The sequence below is a fragment of the Microcoleus sp. F10-B2 genome (assembly GCF_036704965.1).
In the GTDB taxonomy this organism is placed as follows: domain Bacteria; phylum Cyanobacteriota; class Cyanobacteriia; order Cyanobacteriales; family Microcoleaceae; genus Microcoleus.
The window spans coordinates 1-22,258 of the sequence record NZ_JAUBTB010000106.1 but is presented as its reverse complement, the minus strand read 5'-3'; the positions used below and the strand labels follow the sequence as shown (position 1 = coordinate 22,258).

The window sequence follows — 22,258 nt, the reverse complement described above, 5'->3', positions numbered from 1 at the left end:
CAAACGACAGGCAACTTTACCGGAGCCAATTTCACCTACAGCGCTACCGACAACAGCGGCGCTATCAGTCCGGCTACCGCTACTGTGTCGGTCATACTTCCAACTCCCAACCAACCGCCATTAGCCAACAATGCGAACTCCAGCCTTGCGCCCAACAGCAGCCAGTTAATCACGGGATTGGGAGGAAGCGACCCCGACGGGTCGATCGCCTCTTACACCATCAACACCCTGCCCCCAGCCGACCAAGCAATCCTGTTTTTAGGAGATCCCGCCAACGGCGGCGTAGCGGTGACACCCGGTCAAGTCCTGACTCCGGAACAGTTGCAGCAACTATTTCTCCAAACGACAGGCAACTTTACCGGAGCCAATTTCACCTACAGCGCTACCGACAACAGCGGCGCTATCAGTCCGGCTACCGCTACTGTGTCGGTCATACTTCCAACTCCCAACCAACCGCCATTAGCCAACAATGCGAACTCCAGCCTTGCGCCCAACAGCAGCCAGTTAATCACGGGATTGGGAGGAAGCGACCCCGACGGGTCGATCGCCTCTTACACCATCAACACCCTGCCCCCAGCCGACCAAGCAATCCTGTTTTTAGGAGATCCCGCTAACGGCGGCGTAGCGGTGACACCCGGTCAAGTCCTGACTCCGGAACAGTTGCAGCAACTATTTCTCCAAACGACAGGCAACTTTACCGGAGCCAATTTCACCTACAGCGCTACCGACAACAGCGGCGCTATCAGTCCGGCTACCGCTACTGTTGCCGCTGTCCTAGTTGCGACGCCAACTCCGACGCCAACTCCAGCGCCGATTCCGACGCCAACTCCAACGCCGATCGCAGATACCGACTGTCAGTGTTCGCCGATTATTGAAAAACCGGGAATTAACTTTGCGCCCCCGCAGCAACCGCCCGCAGTTGGATTTGTCCGGCCGATTTCACAATTTTCAGAGGAACAAACCACCAAAGGAACCGAAGGCGATGACTCGATCGCAGACACCAAAGGCAACCAAAAAATTGTCGGTTTTGAAGGCAACGACCTGCTTTTAGGTGAAGACGGGGCGGACGAAATTTACGGCAACGAAGACAATGACACGATTTTTGGGGGCATTGACACCGATATTGTTTACGGGGACGAGGGCAACGATATCGTATTTGCAGGCAAACAGAACGACTGGATTGCCGGCGACTTAGAGTCTGACACCCTGTATGGAGATCGAGGTGCCGATACGATTTTGGGAGACAACGGCGGGGATAACTCCAGCAGCGCTCAGAACAATGGCGATTTGATCTTCGGAGGCAACAGTGCAGACCTCATTAACGGCAACGAGGGCGACGATACCATCCATGCCGGCAAAGATGACGATATTGCCCTTGGAGGTAAAGAAAATGACCTGATTTGGGGCGAACTCGGCTCCGATACCTTGTTTGCTGGCATCGGGGACGACACCTTGTTGGGTGGCACCGGCGACCAAAGGGTCAGCGACTCCCAGGGACGCGACTTGCTGTACGGAGGCTTCGGCAACGACTTCCTCAACGGCCAAGAAGACAACGATACGCTGGTTGCAGGCAAAGATAACGATCGCGCTTACGGAGGTAAAGGCAATGACATCATCTACGGTCAATTAGGCTCCGATACTCTCTACGGCGGCGAAGGAGCCGATACTCTGCTCGGCGATAGCGGGGGTTCCGAGTCAATCGGGGATACTGGCGAACAAGACTTAATCTTTGGCGGCAGCGGCAACGACATCATCGGCGGTGGCAACGGCCAGGATACCGTCCAAGCAGGTAAAGGCAGCGATCGCGTTTGGGGGGGCAAAGATAACGACTTGATTTGGGGCGAACTTGGCTCCGATACGCTGGTTGGCGACAGCGGCGACGACACCATGTACGGCGGTGCTCGAAGTCGAGCTAAGGACGTTGGCGGACGGGACTTGCTCTTTGGTGGCATCGGTGCTGATGTGCTGTTCGGCGATGAAGCTGACGATACCATCAGTGGCGGTCAAGATAACGACTTGATTTACGGCGGCAAAGGTAACGACCTCATGCACGGGGATCTGGGCGACGACTTGATTTACGGCGGTGACGGCAGCGATGAACTCTGCGGAGACGAGGGCAGCGATACCATATATGGCGATCGTGCTGATAACCGGGGTGTCTCGGTGGGCGCAAACGACCAGCAAGACTGCATCAACGGTGGTGAGGGCGATGACTTGCTCTACGGCAACGAAGGCCAAGATACCGTCAACGGAGATGCTGGCACCGATACCCTGACTGGCGGTAAAGATAACGACCTTCTCAATGGTGGCGCTGGAGATGACTGGCTGTTTGGTGGCTTGGGCGACGATACTTTAATTGGAGGTATTGGGAGCGATCGATTTGTGTTGAGTGCTGATGGCGGCACTGATACTGTCATCAACTTCGAGGTAGGCGTCGATAAGTTTGTTTTGAGCAACGAAGTGAGTTTGCAGCAGTTGCAATTTAGCGCCACTCCGAACGGTACGTTGCTGCGAGTAGCAGGAACCGATCGGGTTTTAGCGAATCTGGTTGGCGTTAACGGGGCGATCGGTTCGTCGGATTTCCTGCCAAATCTCTCTGAGGTGTAGAATTGGCGGCGGAAGTCTCCTGTTCTGAGAAGTCAACGCCACAGAAGGTCAGAACTTCTGTGGCGTTCCTGATAATACTAAATCCGGGTAAGTTCCGTTTATACCTCTGGGCGCTTGAAACCTATCCTAAACTTGCCTCTGGTTCCTCTCTAAGGGGATGTTTTAAAAGTAGAAGCGAGTAAAAAATCATGCTAGTCGTCTGACCGCGATCCGAATCATCGCTATGTAGATAAAAGTCTCCGATGTTTGGGGCTGCTTGTGACGGACTCGGTTTCCGTCCGGCAGCTACTCTTACCCGCTGGTAAAGGTTGTCGCGAATCTTTAACCAAGTACCATCTTTGCTCCACTTCCAAAAATAACCACAAACGGTAGGCCAACCCGAAAAATCGCCTGGTAAGCCTCGCCCGGTACATCGCAAGGCATCAGTAAGCTGTCGCGCATTTAAATTGTATATTCTCCGCGGGCGGGACGCCCACCCCACAAGACTTTTATTTTTTTTGACAGACAATTTAAATGCCGAACAGCTTACATAGAGAATGGCGTTGCTAAATAAAGCTCTGGTACGTTGACGACCACCAGGTTTTTCTGAGGGAAATTGGTCGGCGATTAATTCCCACTGTTCCTTTCGTTAGATTGCTAGGATATGCTGCACGTCATTCGCGTGAGCGTGGTGCTGGTTTCTACAAATTTCAGCTTAAGTCTTGTGAGCTTTCTTGCAACAGCCTCTACTTTTAAAACATCCTCTTAGACTACTTCGGTAGCAGACCCAATTAAGTGTCAAGAATCACGCTGGCTGATAGTCGGTGACTGTTTCAAATAACAAGCCTCACACTCGAAGAGTCACTGTAGCATATCTTGGGGAAACTGGTATAACTTTGTATCGCGGTTTTCAGGTGTCTGGAGGTACACAATATTTGGTAGCTAAAGTTTTTACTAAAAACCAATTTTCTTAGGGTTGTGCGAGCGGACGGACTTAATAGGAAATTAAAACTCATCATCAATTTGCAATTGGCAATTTGCAATTCTTAATTCCTTTGATTCAAGATGCGGAACTCAAGGATATACGGATAGGTATTTTTTTCTGAGTTTCTAGATAGCTAAATACTTCTTCCTTTTACGCCGCAATTCCCTCTTACCAATTCCTTGATTCATGCTCTACAAGTCACGGATACACGGATAGCTGTTTTTTCCTTCTTCCTTATAGCTCCTAATTCCCCATTTCCAATTTCCCATCACTTCAAATAGTTAGCTTAGGAGACCGAAATCTGCTTGCGTAAAAACAGCCGGCGTGGCTGGCCCAACAGCCAGCCAGTCCAATTCCAATCGACCTGTTGCAAGCGATAGCCGGCCTGATAGTACAACTGTCGCGCCGCGTGATTGTTTTCCAGAACGTGGAGGTAAATCTCAGAAAATCCCCATTCTATGGCTGTCTGCTCGCAGTTGCTGAGCAATTGTCGAGCAACTCCCTGCCGCCGGTACTCGGGGTGAACCGCTAAATTTGACAAATAAGGATAGTCAGAACTCGGGACTTGCCAAGGGAAGCGAGAACGCAGAGCCATTTCTATTGTTCCTGTTATGCACTGAGTTCGGTGCGATCGATAATTCTGTGTTACCTCCTCGCGCGAGACTAGCTCAGCAACCAGACAAATGTAATGTTCTGCTTTAGAACGCAGTCGATTTTTTAAATCTTCGTAAATGCCCAAACGCAACACCGGATACACCCATTCTACAAACCCCTCGCGGGAGTGAAAGCTCACGGCCAAAATATCGGCTAGCTGCGTCAAGTCGTTCGACGCAGCCATCCGGATCGAAAAGCCAGAAAGTCCGGGGGTTTGTTGTTCGTGAGACGGTGAGGAAAAAAAGGAAGGGTTCACAATACCAGGCCACTATATTAATTTTTCTAGGTTGGTTTCTAAGCTGCCCGTCTTAGAAGCTTCACTGATGTTATACCGATCTTATAACGTAACTTATAGGCATAGTTTATTAGCCGGATTAAATCACTTTTTTTTGTGCTTGACTTTAAGTAGTATCTGATGTAAGTTGGAACCTTTAAGCATTTAAGACTCTAGTTATGACAAATAAAAACCCATCCCCTAATACTAGATTTCTGGGTAGGGGGAAAGGTATTAAAAACAATCAAAAAGGTTTGAACGTCAGGTTCCGGGAATCTTACCGCTCTGTGCTTGCGGAAATACCCGATCGAATATAATTTATCTGTCAAGCGGTAATTGAAAAACTCAACGACTCGTCAGACTAACACCGGGCGCGCTCGCGCATCAGATGTTCATCGCCGACCCGGACCGGGCAACCCACCTTCGAGCAGTTCTGGGCAATCCATCCCCCGTCCCCGATCGAACCGGCATTACCTGTTGCGCCAGGGGTACTCTCCCCAGCGTCCAATTTAAATTTGGATGCCTGGAAACAGTCTGCGGGGATTTTCCCCCGTCGGCTCGATATTGTGCTGCAATACTGTGCTGCGCGCGATCGAGACCTTAAAAACCTCGATCGAGCTGATTGATCGGTTTCCACAGAGTACATCCCTAGCTAAGATTAACAGATGGAGGCTCGGGCTTGCGGTGTTCGATCGCAGTAATTGGCTTGTCGAAGGTCTGCAGGAGGTACAAAAAATGCCGCGTTCGGGGAAAAAGAGCAAGTCTAACTCAAATGGTACAGTAATTGCGTCCCTCGCACTCGCAGCCTCTGTTGTCTCTGAGCCACCCCCGAATATCAGTCAGGGGCTTGACGCCGGCTCAGGAGCCCTATCCTTGGCTGACTGTTAAAGTTGCTGTCACGTCTGGGGAAAAATACAGGCAAAGATGTTGGCTGTCTATTGTATGGTGCTGCGGGCAGTTTTAACATACCAAATAAAACAGGCAGAGGATCGACAATAGCACATAAATTTGGCAAATATACTTACAATCAGGACGGTTATTCCTATGTATTATGAGATATCCAGACGGCAATTAAAAGTGCCGGATTCGTATTTCCTCTCACGCATAGAGGTGAGGGATCAACGGTATTTCCGGCGAGACGAGTTTATGTGAATATCATTAAATAATAAAATTGGGGTGCACGACAGACAACTGTGGCTCAGAAGAATTCCGAATTGAAAGCCCAGACATTAAAAATCAAGGTTGATTCTTGCTTCGGCTTGCCTCACAACAACTTCAAATTCACGAATTATTGTGACTTCAGCAATTGAAACCCGCGAATTCTTCCTTTCATCAGACTTATTAAATCGAACTGCCCCGGGGCACAGGAGAACGGTGCATGAATTCCCAAGAAAATCCTAAGCTAAAAATTCTGATCGTCGATGACGAACCGGATAACCTCGATTTGCTTTACCGCACCTTCCATCGAGACTACAAAGTGCTCAGAGCTGAATCTGGTCCTGCTGCCCTCGAAATTTTGGCAAAACAGGGAGAAGTTGCTGTGATTATCTCCGACCAGCGAATGCCAAAAATGAGCGGTACGGAGTTTCTCAGCCTGACGGCGGCTCAATACCCCGACGTGATCCGAATTATTTTAACTGGCTATACCGATGTTGAAGATTTAGTTGAAGCTATTAACGCTGGCAAAGTATTCAAATACGTTACCAAGCCTTGGGATGCTCAAGAACTCAGAACTCTTGTCAGTCAAGCTGTTGATACTCACAATATCCTGAAAGCGCGCACCAATGAACTGCGCAGGGCTCTCTCGCAAGAATCGCTGCTTTATGCCGTTACAAATACTATCCGATCGGCTCCCAATTACCAGCAAATGCTGCAAAGAATTGTCGAAAGCGTCGGGCAGATGTTTGAGGTGAGTTGCTGTCTGCTGCGGCCGTTCCAAGACGGTCAGGTGGCCGATGAGTGGTTCGTTTACCAGAAGGGCGATGTTGAAGCCAGACCCCAAGATGATGCAGCAGCCGAACTGTCCCCGGATTTGCTGCGGGATTTGGTTTGGGAAACTCGGGATGTGGAGGTGATTCAAGATGCCCAAACGGACGATCGAGTTTTAAACTGGGACAATCAGCAGCGACAGCAGGCTTACCAAGCTGCGAATATTCGATCGAGCTTGATCGTACCGCTGTTTTACAAAACCGAACTGATGGCTGTCTTGGCGCTGCACCAGTTCGAGGAACCGCGCCAGTGGCAAGACCACGAGGTACAGTTGGTAATTACGGTAGCAGACCAAGCGGCTTTGGCGCTTTCTCAAGCCCGGTCTTACGAAAAGGTGCGGGCGCTGGCAAAGCGCGAGGCATTAGTCAATACTATTACTACGGCAATTCGATCGAGCCTCGACCCCCAAAATATTTTTGCAGCCATTACTCAACAGCTCGGTCAAGCTTTGCAAGTTGACGGCTGCGCCCTATCTCTGTGGACAGAAGATGATGAGTACGTCCAGTGCGTGGGGCTCTACGACACCGCTAGGGATACGGTGGCTGTAGAACAAGGTTTTAACCATCCAGAGGTAGTTGCGAACCCTCCAAGCCCAGATCTGGCTTCTGCTATTGCTGCTGGTAACGCTCGCGGCTGGGTTTTTGCCCATCCTTCCCTACCGCAGTCTTTGGTACCGATTCGGGGCAATCCGGTGTTGCTGCAAGTAATGGTATCAAAAGAGCCGGTGGCGATCGAAGACCTCCACGAACACCCCGAGTTAAATGTTACAGAACTGCAAGTTCGATCGCCCGCCCGCGCCCTGTTAGTCGTTCCCTTGCTCTCGGAAGGCAAAATCATCGGCAGCATTTCCTTGCGCCAAAATCGCAGCATCCGCCGCTGGAACCTCTCAGACATTGACCTGGCTCAAATAGTGGCAACTCAAGCTGCTCTGGCGGTGCAGCAGTCGCGCCTCTACCAGACTACCAGACAGCAGGCAGAACGGCTTCTGGAAGCCGATCGGCTCAAAACCGAGTTTTTCCAAAATATCTCCCACGAATTCCGCACCCCTCTAACACTAACTATCGGCCCTCTAGAATCAGCTTGCGGGCGCAAAGAAGACTTGCCCTACGAACAAGCCGTAATCGCTTTGCGAAATTCCCGCCGCCTCCTGCGCTTGGTAAATCAACTGCTGGACTTGCAGCGACTCGATGCCGGACGGATGCAGCCGAGTTTTCGCCCCTGCGATTTGGTCGGTTTCTGTTACTCCACCGCAGAGTCGTTCCGCGCCTACTGCGAGAAAAAAGGACTGCACTTAATTACCCAACTGCAAGAATGTCCTTTACTTTATTTGGATATTGAAAGATTTGACAAAGTTATTTACAACCTGCTATCAAATGCTGTCAAATTCACCCCAGAAGGCGGAAATATTACCCTGACAGTTGCATCGGCCGGCGCTCACTGCTTGTTGCAAGTAAAAGACACCGGCATCGGCATTCGCACCGAACAAATTCCCTATTTGTTCGAGCGCTTTCACCAAGCCGAAGGTTCTGCCAGCCGTTCCTACGAAGGCAGCGGTTTGGGTTTGGCACTTGTCAAAGAATTAGTCGAACTCCACGGCGGCCAAATTTCCGTCGAGTCTGTTTACGGCGAAGGTACTACTTTTAGCGTGTGGCTGCACTTTGGTTCGACTCACTTGCCCCCGGAACAGGTACTAGAAATACCTGCGGAGTTTCACTCATCAAAAGCTGCGGTGGAACTGGCAGATGTTGAGTCTGATTTGTCGGAAAATGAGGCAGAAAATCTGAACTTTGAGGCGCTAGTATCGGTAACTTCAGAAACAGCAGCGGGTACGGTTTTGGTGGTTGACGACAATCCAGATTTGCGCTTTTACGTGTCGGGAATTCTGCGAGATTCCGGATTTGCAGTTTTGCTGGCCCGCAACGGAGAAGAAGGATTTGCCGTGGCAAAAAACCGCCGTCCGGATTTAATTGTAACGGATTTGATGATGCCTTTGCTCTCGGGTTTGGATTTGATTCGGATGATTAGAGAGGATGAGGAATTGCAGGGAACACCGGCAATTTTGCTGACTGCTAAAGCCGATGAAGATACTCGAATTGAAGGAGTTGAACGGGGTGCTGACGCTTATTTGTCCAAGCCTTTTAACGATCGCGAATTGTTGGCGGAAGTGCGGAATTTGATCGCCCTCAAACAAAACGAGCGCCGAGTGCAGCAGTTGAACAGTTATTTAACTGAGTCGGTGCTGCGCCGATTTTTGCCGCCGTCGATGGTGAAGGCCGCCGCGGCTGGAGATTTGGCCCTAGATTTGCGCCCGGAACCGCGATTGATTACTATTTTGTTTAGCGATATTGTCGGTTTTACGGAAATGGCAAATACTCTGCGCTCGCGCCGGGTAGCTGAGCTTTTGAATGAATATTTGGCGGCAATGACTAAGGCTATTTTTGACAGCGGCGGTACGGTGGACAAGTTTGTCGGAGATGCGGTAATGGCTTTCTTTGGCGCGCCGGAGGAACTAACGCCTAACGAGCAAGTACGCCGCGCTGTAGCTGCTGCAAGCCAAATGCTGCAAGCTCTGAATGAGCTTAATAAGGGCTGGTTGGAGCAGGGAATTGTGGGAGAAAATGGGGTGCAGCCGGTGCGGTTTCGCTGCGGCATTCACCAGGGTACTGCGGTGGTGGGGATGTTTGGCGGCCCAGACCGATCGGATTATACTGCGATCGGGCCGAGCGTGAATATTGCCGCCCGCCTGCAAGAGGTGGCGCAACCAAACACTGTGCTAATTTCGGCGGCGGTTGCAGATTATGTGGAGGAAAATCGAATTATTAAATATAAGCCACTGAAACTCAAGGGAATTGATGAAACGGTATTGACTTTTATACTGAAGTGTGATTAGTCATTAGTGATTAGTTGTGTGTTAACTATTATATATTGACATCCCGCACACAATCTCCGAAACCATATAATTTGTAGGGCGGGTTTGCGCACAAAATAGACAACAAGTACAAAACCTCCGCACAAAACCTGCCCGCCAACCCACTCAGAAACCACATATTGGCGTAAATTCTGATTTAATTATATTGATATAGCAACCTCGCCCGACGTTTATGAAGTTCTTAATTGCTGGAATATCAAGGGTCGATTGAAATTTCGGTCTTCGTTCTTCCATCTTCCTCCTGCTATATAATGACCAAAGCGTTAAATAATTTTGCAGTGACAAAAACTACTAACCAAAAAGACGGCAAATCATCTAACTATCCCTTTGACGGTTTATCTTTGGACGATCGCAATCCCGACTTCATTAAACTTTTGCTGCCCATCTGGGAATGGCTGTACCGCTACTATTTTCGCGTACAAACCGATGGCTGGCATCACGTCCCCGCGAACGGCAAAATGCTCGTTGTCGGTTCTCACAACGGCGGGCTCGCGGCTCCAGATATGTTTATGTTCCTATACGAATGGTTCCGCAGGTACGGCACGGAACGCTTGGCCTACGGATTGATGCACCCGACAGTTTGGAAGGTTTCTCCTGATGTTGCTAGCATGGCGGTTCAGTGCGGTGCCATCAAGGCGCATCCGAAAATGGCGATCGCAGCTTTGCGAAAAAATGCCCCGGTTCTCGTCTATCCGGGCGGCGCAGAAGATACTTTTCGCCCCTATCACTTGCGCAATAAAATTTACTTTGCCGGACGCAAGGGATTTATTAAATTAGCATTGCGAGAAGAAGTGCCAATTTTACCAATTATCTCGCACGGTGCCCACGATACTCTGATAGTTTTGGCGGATTTGTACGAACAAGTTAAGCAATTGCACGAATGGGGAATGCCCTGGTTTTTGGGCATCGATCCGGTGGTATTTCCGGTGTACTTGGGATTGCCTTGGGGATTGAGTATTGGGCCTTTGCCGAACCTGCCTTTACCCGTGCAAATTCGGACTCGCGTCTGCGAACCGATTGTATTTGAGAGGTACGGAGATGAGGCGGCGCGCGATCGCGATTATGTCGATGCTTGTTTCGATTTAGTTACCGCCCAAATGCAAGAACAATTAGATTGTTTGGTTGGAAATTGAGAATGGCACAGATATACAGCAGATTCCACGTTCATGAAGTACACCTGCCTATCCTTCGATCCCGGTAGGGACAAAGGCTAAAGCCTTTGTCCCTACTACTTCATAAACCTGGAATACGCTGTATATTGATGCAGAAACCGATTTTTTTACTACAAAATAGCGTGAATTGCAAGGGATATGGGTAAAACAAACTGTTTTTTTGAGTTTTTTTGGGGAATTCCTGACTGCAAACAATTATTGAAATAAATATAATAATTTATTTCAATAATCCACAATTGGGGTACAAAATCTGATTAGACCCATCTTATTACCTCAAATAGCTGAAAACGTCAGTCGCCCAAGTTACGCTTTTGATCGTGCAGGTTCGAGCGGACATAATATTAGGTTAAATAAACGCAGCAGATGAATATAAATTCATCTGCGTTAATCTTCCTCGATCGGCGGTGAGCAAATAGAATTGGGAAAAATAACCTGATTCTGTATAAACTCTTTATATTAATTCTGCCTTCTGTCTTCGCGTGACTAATTGCCCGATCGCCTTAACCGCAATACTGGGATGAAAAAGTACAACCGGCGACTCATTCATGTGCATAACTTGCAAAAATGCTTGACAAACTTTAGCATCTGAGACCATCACTTTTAACACCAGATCCATGTAACCAATTGTCAGCCGCGTAGCGAGGTTTAGTTTTGCACCTTCACTTCCCGGATAGCGGGAATCCTGACTGATGGCAAACGTCCAAGGAGTAGTGTGTAATTTTGCTAGTTTTTGTTGAAATTGTCGCGCAAAGCCTGTTAAATCGCCTTCTGGATACTGCTCTCTTTGCTTTTGCAAACATTTATCTAGCATCTGAGCATCTAGTGCAGCAACGGTCATTCCCTGTCCGTATATCGGGTTAAAAGCGCAAACTGCATGACCGATAATTATTAAGTTTTCAGGGTAACGAGCGAGGCGTTCGTAGTGACGCAAACTGTTTTCTGTACCTCGATAACTATAAACAGGTGTTATTGCTTCTGCGTCTTTAATTGCATCATAAATTGTCGGGGTTGGCAAAGTGCGGGCAAATTCTAGAAAACCTGCTTCGTCTTCGGGGGGATAATCGCGATCGCCCCCGAAGAGAATCACCAGCCAGCGATTGCCTTCGATCGGAACAATTCCACCGCCGCGGGTGCGAAATGGCGGTGCTGTTGACACCAATACTGGCGCAGTGCCTGACAATTTACCGCTGCCTTCATAGATGCGGCTGGCATAGCCGACAAAAGCATTGATAGTGGTTTCTTGCGGAGGTTCATAGCCCAAACTTTTCAACCATTGAGGTGTTTTGGAAACTTTGCCACCAGCATCGACTACTAAATCTGCATACAAATTCTCTTCATGGATGTTAGCCTGGTTGTGGCGATCGCGAAAACGCACCGACACGCCAGCAACCGCAGCGCGCGAGGCATTCGTCAGCAGCCCCGTTACTTTCCCTCCTTCTAGGAAATGCACGTTCGTATTTTCAGCCAAGCGGCGGCGAATTTGCCAATCAAGTAAATCCCGACTGAACATAATTAAATCATTTACATCCGGGCTAAAGTGCGGGGCCCAACCCGCCGGAGTCAACCACCCGATCGACCTCGGATCTACACTAGGAGCACCAGCAGCTACCAGTTCGTTTTCCAAGCCGGGAAAAAACTCTTCTAGGATGATTTTTCCCCGATTTAAAAGGACGTGAAGGTGACGGGATTGAGGAATACCGGGGCGAGGTGCGGGTTTTTCTGGAAAAAAATCCCCTTCAACAATACTTACTCGATCGAAGTGTTGTGCTAATACTCTAGAGGCCAACAGTCCTGCTAAACTGCCGCCAATAATAATTGCATGACTTTCTCGCTGCACGATCGAACTCCTTGAAAGCTAATTTGTTATGGCATTGGTCGATCTTGTGAACAATTTGTCTGGGCTTCTGTGCCGACTGTTAATATCGATCGACCAAAGATTTTCCTCGGCGATGATTTTAATCAGACTTACCATGACTACTATAAATCTCGGGTGCGCCCCAGCGCGCTTTACTCATAACTCACAACTAACAACTTAACAACTGCCAACTTACATATCACAAATATCCCTAAATTGATAGCCGGCCGCAGACATATTTCTACACTTCCAACTGTAGGGGGATGCTTTAGCTCGTCAATAAGGCGATGCTTGCCATTGGGGGCATGAGTCTAAAACTATACATTAGTTAACTCGCGCCAACGATCGCGCGCACCCACCCCTTAACGAGGAATATACTATGTATCAAAATTTGCCAATAAATCCACAACTGTATAACATCGGGTTCTGGCTGGCCCAAGTGCCAGTAGAGCAGACTACTACAAACACAGCAGAAGACGCAGCACTCCTCTATTCCGGGCCGCAATTTTTTATCGCCTTGATAGCTGGAGTCGTACTCGCCTGCGCTTTCCAACTCTTGCTAACAAATTTATCAGTAGCCGCAGGCCTTTCCTACATAGGACAATCCCACGACGGCGACCGCCAGTCCGATAGCGGCAGCGCCCCAGTCCGCCACATCGGCCGAAAGGTAGGCACTTGGACGCTAGTCACAGTCACCATCGCCCTATTCTTCGCTTGCTTGCTAGCAGTTAAGCTAAGCTTGATTAGCAGTCCCGGTTTAGGGGCGATCGTCGGTTTAGTCGTGTGGGCTACCTATTTCTCAATGCTTGTCTGGGTGAGCTCCACCACCGTCGGTTCCTTGATCGGTTCTGTCGTCAACACCGCCACATCAGGCTTTCAAGCTATTGTCGGCACCGCAGCCTCTGCCCTGGGCGCAAAAGCAGCCAGCAACCAAGTAGTCGCCACAGCCAAAGCAGCAGCAGCAGCAGTGGGCCACGAACTCGGTAGCGCGATCGACCCTACAAGCTTGCGAGAAAACGTCGAAGACTACATCCAAAGCCTCAAACCGCCTGAATTAGACATCAAAGGGATGCGCAGCGAATTTGAAAAATTGCTCAACGATCCCCAACTTAAAGCAATTGCTGGCGAAAATTTGCCGAATCTCGACCGGCAAACTCTCGTAGATTTAGTAAGTTCGCGATCGGACTTATCAAAACGCGACGTAAACCGGATTGTAGACCAACTTCAAGATGCTTGGAAACAAGTAGGAAAACAAGGGCAGCAATCAGATGGCATCGCCCAATTAGTAGACTATCTCAAATCTGCCAAATCGGGAGATTTGGTCTCAGATAAATTAGCAAGTAGGGTAGAAAAAGCTCTCAGCAATCTGAGCGGTCAAAATTCCGGACAAAGCCCGACCATGATGTCGCAAGCAACGACAATGGCAGTCAATGCTTTAATGGGAATAGTATTGGGTCGCACGGATATTTCTGACTTGGATGTTGAAAAAGTAATCGGTCAGCTCAAAGAAGCTAAAGACAAAGTTGGCCAGCAAGCTGATAAAATTACCGCTCAAGTCAAAGGCGAACCCGTAACTTACAGCCCGATTCGTGCCGACGTAGAAAACTACTTGCTCAACACTTATTCGTGGCAGATGAACCCGCAAGCTATCGAGCGCGAATTTCGGGACGTACTCTACGATCCTACTGCCGATCCGGGAACTGTGCGCCGCGAATTAGAAAAACTAAAACAGTCTAATTTTGCCGAAATCTTGGCCAGTCGAGGCGTTTTTACCCAAGACAAAATTAAAGAAATTTCCCAGGAATTAGAAGCAATTAGACAGCGCGTTTTACAAACCGCGATCTTTGCCGAGGAGCAAGAAAAAGCTCGCGATTTGCAGTGGCGGGTGGAAACTTATCTGAAGCTGACGCCGAAAGGGGAACTGACAGCATCAGCTATCGGTAGCGATTTCAAAAAAATATTAGAGGATTCTGACGCTACTTACGAACAGTTGCGCGCGAGGCTTTCTCCTTACACCCGCGACAGTTTCGTGCAAATTCTCAGAGGTCGTGAAAACTTCGGCTTCCAGGAAGTAGAACAGATTGTTAAAGATTTGGAAATGACGCGAGATGTAGTTTTAGCAGATGCTAAAGGTCTGCAAGAAGCTGCCCAAGTCCGACTAGACAATCAGTGGCAAAAAGTCCAAGAATACTTGAAGTCTACGGGCAAAGAAGAACTCAATCCCGAAGGCATCAAGCGCGATTTCAAAACGCTGTTGGACAACCCGGAAGCGGGAATGTGGGCGCTGAGAGCTAGAGCTTCTAGGTTCGATCGCGAAACTTTGGTAAAATTGCTCTCTCAGCGGAAAGACCTCAGCGAAGACCAAGTAAATCAGCTTCTCGACAGCGCCGAAGAAACTTGGCACAGCGCGGTGCACGCGCCGCAAAAGTTGGCCCAAAAAGCTAAGGATCAGTACGATCAAACCACCACCGCCCTTGCGGATTACCTGCGCAATACTGGCAAATCAGAACTCAATCCTGAAGGGATTAAGCGGGATTTGACAAAACTGCTGGAAAATCCCAAAGAAGGAGCTTTAGCGCTGCGCGGCCGCCTGTCTCAAGTCGATCGCGATACTTTGGTAAAACTGCTTTCTCAGAGAGAAGATTTGACCGAGGAACAAGTCAATCAAATTATCGACCAAGTGCAGGATACTCTCGGCTCGATTGTGAAAGCGCCGCGCCGTTTGGCAAAGCGGATGCAAAGCCAAGTGCAGGATTTTCAGAGTGTTTTAGAAGATTATTTGCGCAATACGGGCAAGGATGAATTAAATCCCGAAGCCATCAAGCGCGACTTGCAACTGCTGCTGCACGACCCAAAAGTCGGCGCTTACAGTTTGGGCGAGCGCCTGTCGCACATCGATCGAGCTACAGTTGTTTCTCTGCTGTCTCAGCGGCCGGATATTTCTGAAGCAGAAGCCAATCGCATTGTCGATGGAATTTTGTCGGTGCGCGACGAGTTCGCACTGCAAATTCAGAAAATACAGGAGCGCATTCAGTCGGTAATTGACGGGATTCTCGGGAAAGTTCGGGATTACCTCAATTCGCTCGATCGCCCTGAACTCAACTACGAAGGCATTACGCGGGACGTGCGGAAGTTATTTGACGATCCGCAAGCCGGATTTGATGCTTTGCGCGATCGGCTGGGTCACTTCAACCGCGATACTTTAGTAGCACTAATTAGTTCTCGGGAGGACATTTCCGAAGCAGATGCCAACCGCTTGATCGATCAAATTGAAAGAAGCCGCAACAGCGTCTTGCAAAGAGCAGAACGCTTGCAGCAAGAAGCGCAGCTTCGCCTCGAAAGCATCAAATTACAAGCCGAAAAACAAGCCGAAGAAACCCGGAAAGCAGCAGAAGTTGCCTCTTGGTGGCTGTTTTTCACCGCTCTTTCTTCGGCCGCTGCTGCTGCAGGCGCCGGTGCTTTAGCCGTCATCCGGTAAAAAAGGCTCAAGTTGCGATCGGATTGCAGATAGTGCCTGATGTCAGTATAAACTCACATCAGGCACTATTTTTAGTAAAGGATAAAATCCTGGGTAAGAGCGGCTTTATTTAATTTTTTTGACCATTTAAGGTTATACCAATTTTAAAAAAGAATGCAACAGTATTCTTGTTCCCCCCGCAATGCAGCGGGGGGGCTAGGGTGGGTCGAAGAGTGCTGCACGATTTTAGAGAAATGGTATTATTAGTAAACCCGCTCTTAGAGTTTTTTTGAATATGGTAAAACCAATGAATTTCTACACCTTAATTAGCCGTTTTTATTCATTCAAAATAGCAAAGGAAGCCCAGGAAGCACGACGCTTCAAAAAAAACCGATTTCTAGTTGTCACGTTCGAGCGTATACGACAAAATTACGTGCAGAGACCGGGTTTTTGCGTCCAGGAATGTTGAGAAATTTTGTCTTCAATACAAACCAGATCGCCGTTGTTTTACAGAATTAGATATGATACAGCCCATTCCACGTTTATGAAGGACACCCGCCTATCGATCTATCCCGCCGTAGGGACACGGCGAGAGCAAGAGTGTCCCTACTTCATCAACCTGGAATACGCTGTATCAACTCCGCTATAGCAATCCTAAATCATTTGCATAATTATTGTAGGGGCAATCTCCCCGTGGTTGCCCGATAGATAGGGGGTAGGCAAAGAAAGGCACCACCCCTACAAATTTATCTGAATCATTTAGGATTGCTGTAGCATCTGAATTAATATTACCCACAGTCAAGACACCGCGAGAGCCAGGTGTCCCTACAATTAATCGGGTTAGGGACACTCTTGCTCTCGCGGTGTCCTCGGTATCATAAGAATTGCAACTGGAAACGATATTATTTACACTAGGCAAAATAGCTTTTAGACTTAGAACGTTTTTGCGGGCCAAATTAAACGCGCGAGTCCGCTCTCTCGCCAATATTTTGCAGCTATAGTAATAGTTAGGGTTTGACAGTTCGTTCCCTCACTCCCACAGTGCACGCGCGATCGGACACACTCCCTGCTTCCCAAGGAGTTTCAGTTGTTTGCGTACCACATCTCTTGGATTTACGGCAATAGCCGACCAGCTAGAGATATTCCTTCCCCGAGATCTGTTCTTTCGCCAGGTAAGCGTGTCATCCCTACATGAGCCTGTCGGTCCGATCGGTCGGGCGGGTCAACAACCATTTGTACTAGATCGGATTTCCTTAGCGAGGAATCTGCCGGGTGCGATCGTTTCGTCGTCCTTCCTTTCCAGGAGTGCGAACTACGCCCAAGAACACTCCTCGACGATCTGGCTCGACTTTCATCCACGCCCGAACTAAGAGTATGGTATGGGGATTCTGGTCTGCCTAGCTAAAGGTGTGAAAATACTATACTGACTGTGGGGGGCGACATACGCGATACCTTGGAAATACCAAGGGTTTTTCCAACTCAGCCCACAACATTCAAAACACGCAGGCCCTGCGATCGCCAATGCTAAACAACCTACGTCTCAAACCTCCCCTGGCTAGTTGCCTAGTAGCACCGTGAGGAGGGCGACGCCATGCAACTCCGAAAAAAAACACTATTAATCATCGGTGCAGCACTGATCAGCCTGATTCTGGTTCTCTATGCCACTGCATCAACCATTTTGCTGCACGATTTTCACAACCTGGAGGCACAGTACGTCCGCCAGGATGTCGCGCGGGCTTTGGACGCATTAGATGACGACTTGTCGAATTTAGACACCAGCGCCCAAGATTACGCCGAGTGGGACGATACTTACTCTTTCGTAAATACACGGAACGAAAATTTTGTCAAGTCAAATTTCGTCGATTCGACATTTATTTACTTGAGACTAAACTTATTGGTGCTGCTCGACTCCAGCGGTCACACAATCTTCAGCAAAGGTTTCGACCTGAAATCCCAAACCGAACTCCCGATTCCCGAAAGCTTAAAACAGCACTTGACCGACGCGCTGCTAGACTCCTCAACAGTCGCAGGATCTCGCCCCTCTGCCAAAACAGGCGTCCTCATCCTGCCAGAAGCCACCCTGCTGATTGCCTCAAAGCCAATCTTTAACAGCAACGCGCAAGGCCCGCCGCGCGGGACACTGATCCTGGGACGCTACCTCGACAGCAGCGAAATCGGTTTGCTTTCAGAACTAACTCACCTGTCAGTGGATTTTAGATTGCCGAGTTTGGATTTTAAAGTCGGAGCAGCGAACTACTCCGGCCACGGTGCCAAGTCCACGGCTCGATCGAGGCAAGAGTTGGAAAATGTCAAACTCAAAATTTCCAACCTCAAATCAGTAGAAATTTTAGTCGAGCCGCTCAGCGACAGCTTAGTCGCAGGATACGCCCTGATTCGCGACATCCACGGCAAACTAGCCCTGCTGCTGCGAGTAGAGGCAGACCGCATCATCTACCGCCAAGGTCAGGCTACCTTGGAGCTGTTTACCTTATCAATACTGGCAGTAGGTTTAATATTTAGCGCGATCGCCCTGCTGTTGCTAGAAAAATTAGTCTTGGCGAGATTGGCTTCCTTAAGCACCAGCGTCAGCAACATCGCAGCCAACGGTGACCCAGACTTGCGGGTTCATATAGCCGGAGCAGATGAACTCGCAAGCTTGGCAGACACCATCAACCGAATGCTAGAAGCATTAAGCAATTCTCAAGTCGAACGCTTAGATAGCGAAGACCGCTATCGGTTGATGGCCGAAAACTCAACCGACATGATCACCAGACACAACCCCCAGGGCGTGTTTGTTTACGTATCGCCCGCCAGCCGCGCTTTGCTGGGATACGAACCTTCAGAACTAATCGGCCACGTCCCCAACGATTATTTTCACCCCGACGATTTAGAAACCATCGCCAAAGCTCACTGGAAAGTCCTGGCGCTGCCAGTTACTTACACCGTCAGCTACCGCATCCGCCGCAAAGACGGCAAATACATTTGGTTTGAAACCACCGGCCGCACGATCCGCGATCCCGAAACCGGCCAAGTGCAAGAAATTATCGGCATTTCCCGCGACATCAGCGCGCGCAAGCAAACAGAACAAGAACTGCGAGAAAGCGAAGCTGCAATTAAAGCTTTGTACCAAGTGACTTCGGCTCCCCTTACAGACCCGTTCAACCGCCTCTCTACCTTTGATTTGCGCCTCCAAGAACTGCTGGCAATGGGATGCCGGCAGTTAAGCCTGTCCGTGGGAATTTTGTCGCGCATTCAAGGGGACAACTATCAAATAATGGCTGTTGAGTGTCCCGATGGGTCGATCGTGAAAGAACAAATCTACGATTTGGAAAAAACCTTTTGCGTAGCTACGGCAATGGCAAAAGAACCGATCTACTTTGAGTCGGTGAGGTTTTCGGGTTTATCGTTCAACACGGACGATCCAGCCTTCAAGATCGAAGCTTACATGGGCATTCCCGTCACAGTGGCAGGTGAAGTTTACGGGACTCTGTGCTTCTTTTCTCCAACTCCTTTGGCAGAACCGTTCCGATTTGTAGACAGAGAGTTGGTAAAACTCATGGCTCAATGGGTGGGAAGCGAACTCGAACGCCAGCAAACAGGCGTTGATTTGGCAAAAGCTCGCGATCAAGCACTGGCGGCTACCAGAGCCAAAAGCGAATTTTTAGCCACCATGAGCCACGAAATTCGCACTCCGATGAATGGAGTCATCGGCATGACGGGTTTGCTGCTGGATACCCGCTTAACTCGCGAACAGCGCGATTTTGTAGAAACTATCCGCAGCAGCGGCGATGCCTTGCTGACACTGATCAACGATATTCTAGATTTCTCGAAAATTGAGTCGGGCAAATTGGACTTGGAGGAACATCCATTTGACATCCGCACTTGCATTGAGGAATCCCTCGATTTGGTAGCTGCCAAGGCGGCAGAAAAAAAACTGGAATTGGGTTACTTGATCGATCGTTCCGTACCCCTAACTGCGATCGGCGACAGCGCCCGCTTGAGGCAAATTTTAATCAACTTGCTCAGCAATGCTGTTAAATTTACCGAAGCTGGAGAAGTGGTGGTTTCAGTGACGGCCAAAAAGATTTCACTGTCGGCGGCCAACGCTAAAGAACCGCCAGCAATTAATGGTGAACCACTAGCAATTAACCAAGCATACGAAATACAATTTGCGGTCAAAGATACCGGTATAGGCATTCCAAGCGATCGTATGGATCGGCTGTTTAAATCTTTCAGCCAGGTAGATTCTTCAACGAGTCGGCACTACGGCGGTACCGGATTGGGTTTGGCAATTAGCAAGCGTTTGGCCGAAATGATGGGCGGCAGGATGTGGGTGGAAAGTATGGGTAGTCTGGCGGGCAATCCTCCTGCAGATTTTATAGCCACAGTTTTTGATGTGGAATGGGGAGAATCTTGCGAAATTGCCGAAAAATATTGCTCTGGGAAATCTTTACTCAGCAACAAGCCTCCGCGCCAAAATCTCACATCCGTTGGCTCTACTTTTTATTTCAGCACGATCGTTTGTGGCTCCAACAGTTCCTTGCCCGTTAACTTGAGCAATTCTCAACCTGAATTAGTTGGCAAGCGAGTCTTAATTGTCGATGACAATGCTACCAACCGCCAAATTTTGACTCTCCAAGCTCAGTCTTGGGGAATGGTGGCTAGGGCTTCAGGTTCGGCTCGTTTGGCTTTAGATTGGCTAGCTGCTAAAGAGGTATTTGACTTGGCAGTTTTGGATATGCAAATGCCGGAAATGGACGGGTTGGCTTTAGCTGCGAAAATTCGCCAGTATCCTGATTGCGAAAAGTTGCCGTTAGTCATGCTAACTTCGATCGGCAGGCAAGAAATTAACACCCCTGGGATTGAGGTGGATTTTGCTGCTTTTTTGAACACGCCGATTAAACAATCTCAGCTTTACAATGTTTTAATCAATATTTTTGGGGAACAGCCAAGTGAAATTAGAGTGCAGCGCAGCAGCGGGCCTTTTTTGCAAAGCATACCTGTGCTGGCCGAGAAGTTACCCCTGCGGATTCTTTTGGCTGACGATCATTTGGTGAATCAGAAGGTTGCTTTGCAAATTTTGCAGCGGATGGGGTATCGCGCGGATGTTGCGGGAAACGGTATCGAAGTGCTCCAAGCTTTGCGCCGCCAGCCTTACGATGTGGTGCTGATGGACGTGCAAATGCCGGAAATGGACGGTTTGGAAACTACCCGCCGCATCCGCGAGCAATTTTCAGGAGATTTCACCTTAGAAAATCCCAAGGGAGAATCAGAAGTTTCCGCAACAGAACAGGAATCTAGTAATCTAAACTCGACAAACAATCCCGCAGGAGAATCAGAAGTTTCCGCAACTGACGAGGAATCTAACAATCGAAAATCAAAAATCGAAAATCAAAAATTGACTGACGAGGAATCTAACAATCGAAAATCAAAAATCGAAAATCGAAAATCGACGAGGCCTTGGATTGTGGCGATGACGGCAAATGCGATGCAGGGCGATCGCGAAGAGTGCATGGCTGCAGGGATGGACGATTATTTGAGCAAGCCGATCGAAATTGAGGAGTTGGTTCGAGCTTTGAGCGCGTGTAAATCTCGATTGAATGGGGAGTTCGATCGCCCGCAGCCGATTTTTGGTGTCAACTCGCAAGCCGAACAGATAGGCGGAACGAGTGAATTAGAAGTGCGATCTAATGGGGCTGTTGCGGGAAATCAACAACTGACAATTCCCAATTCGCACGCAGTCGTCGGGTGCGGTGAATCAAATCTCGATCGGGCTTTATCAGATAGCCGCGATTCCCTGAGTGCCAAGATTATAGAGGGACTGCGAGAAGTGGAAGCTTTGGACGAGGCGATCGAGATTTACCTCGAAACAGCTCCCGAACTACTGGGAGGTATCTCTATGGCTCTGTGCAACGCCGATCCGCTGGCTTTGCGGCGATCGGCACACTCTTTGAAGTCAATTAGCGGTACTCTCGGTGCTTTTCGCTTGTTTGAGCTGTGCGAGGAACTCGAAATCATGGGGCGCATCGGAACAGAGGCGAACAAGCCTTTATCAACTCCAGCCTGCGCGCTTTTAGAACAGGTTGAGGCGGAGTATCAAAGAGTCGAAACCGCGTTGAAAATAGAACGCCTGTACAGCGAAACAAGGACAGAATAATTAACAAGTGATCGGCCCAGGCGCATCTAAATTTTACAGTCAATTTTGATGAAATTCTTGTGGGGTGTCCCGCCCGCGAAAAAATAGAATCTAGATGCCCAACAGCTTAACTAAGGGATGAGAATTAAACCCACTTTCCGCACCCTCCACTGTCACAATCGGTTTTGGCGGAATTTTGTGAACCCAACTAATCATTTTTT

General features: G+C 48.9%; 6 protein-coding genes and 1 pseudogene. 5 read left to right on the top strand and 2 right to left on the bottom strand.

Annotated elements, in window-relative coordinates; all coding sequences use genetic code 11:
* A pseudogene (locus QUA99_RS28025) lies at positions 1 to 2,607 on the top strand (DUF4347 domain-containing protein); the annotation flags it as partial.
* Between the two features lie 1,250 nt (positions 2,608 to 3,857).
* On the opposite strand, the gene QUA99_RS28015 reads toward QUA99_RS28025, so the two are convergent.
* Positions 3,858 to 4,481, bottom strand: coding sequence for a GNAT family N-acetyltransferase (locus QUA99_RS28015; RefSeq protein ID WP_333241569.1), 624 nt, complete (start codon positions 4,479 to 4,481; stop codon positions 3,858 to 3,860).
* Between the two features lie 1,396 nt (positions 4,482 to 5,877).
* On the opposite strand from QUA99_RS28015, the gene QUA99_RS28010 reads away from it, so the two are divergent.
* Both QUA99_RS28010 and QUA99_RS28005 read left to right on the top strand, forming a co-directional pair.
* The gene (locus tag QUA99_RS28010; protein WP_333241567.1) at positions 5,878 to 9,378 is read left to right on the top strand and encodes a response regulator; all 3,501 of its coding nucleotides are present in this window, start codon (positions 5,878 to 5,880) and stop codon (positions 9,376 to 9,378) included.
* A gap of 290 nt (positions 9,379 to 9,668) precedes the next feature.
* Positions 9,669 to 10,550 carry a lysophospholipid acyltransferase family protein gene (locus QUA99_RS28005; RefSeq protein ID WP_333241565.1) on the top strand — a complete coding sequence of 294 codons (882 nt, stop codon included), beginning with the start codon at positions 9,669 to 9,671 and terminating at the stop codon, positions 10,548 to 10,550.
* Between the two features lie 490 nt (positions 10,551 to 11,040).
* On the opposite strand, the gene QUA99_RS28000 is transcribed toward QUA99_RS28005, so the two are convergent.
* Positions 11,041 to 12,426 (bottom strand): 2-polyprenyl-6-methoxyphenol hydroxylase-like oxidoreductase, encoded by a 1,386-nt coding sequence (locus QUA99_RS28000; protein ID WP_333241563.1) that lies wholly within the window; start codon positions 12,424 to 12,426, stop codon positions 11,041 to 11,043.
* Positions 12,427 to 12,823: 397 nt separating this feature from the next.
* Here QUA99_RS28000 and QUA99_RS27995 point away from each other — a divergent pair, with 397 nt between their 5' ends.
* Positions 12,824 to 15,922, top strand: coding sequence for an MFS transporter (locus tag QUA99_RS27995; RefSeq protein WP_333241561.1), 3,099 nt, complete (start codon positions 12,824 to 12,826; stop codon positions 15,920 to 15,922).
* Between the two features lie 1,570 nt (positions 15,923 to 17,492).
* On the top strand, positions 17,493 to 22,058 hold the full coding sequence (locus tag QUA99_RS27990; RefSeq protein ID WP_333241559.1) for a response regulator: 4,566 nt from the start codon (positions 17,493 to 17,495) through the stop codon (positions 22,056 to 22,058).
* Positions 22,059 to 22,258 lie beyond the last annotated feature (200 nt).

Coding starts and splice junctions, on each gene's coding strand:
- QUA99_RS28010 (WP_333241567.1), top strand. CDS start 5,878: ATGAATTCCCAAGAAAATCCTAAGCTAAAAATTCTGATCGTCGATGAC.
- QUA99_RS28005 (WP_333241565.1), top strand. CDS start 9,669: ATGACCAAAGCGTTAAATAATTTTGCAGTGACAAAAACTACTAACCAA.
- QUA99_RS27995 (WP_333241561.1), top strand. CDS start 12,824: ATGTATCAAAATTTGCCAATAAATCCACAACTGTATAACATCGGGTTC.
- QUA99_RS27990 (WP_333241559.1), top strand. CDS start 17,493: ATGCAACTCCGAAAAAAAACACTATTAATCATCGGTGCAGCACTGATC.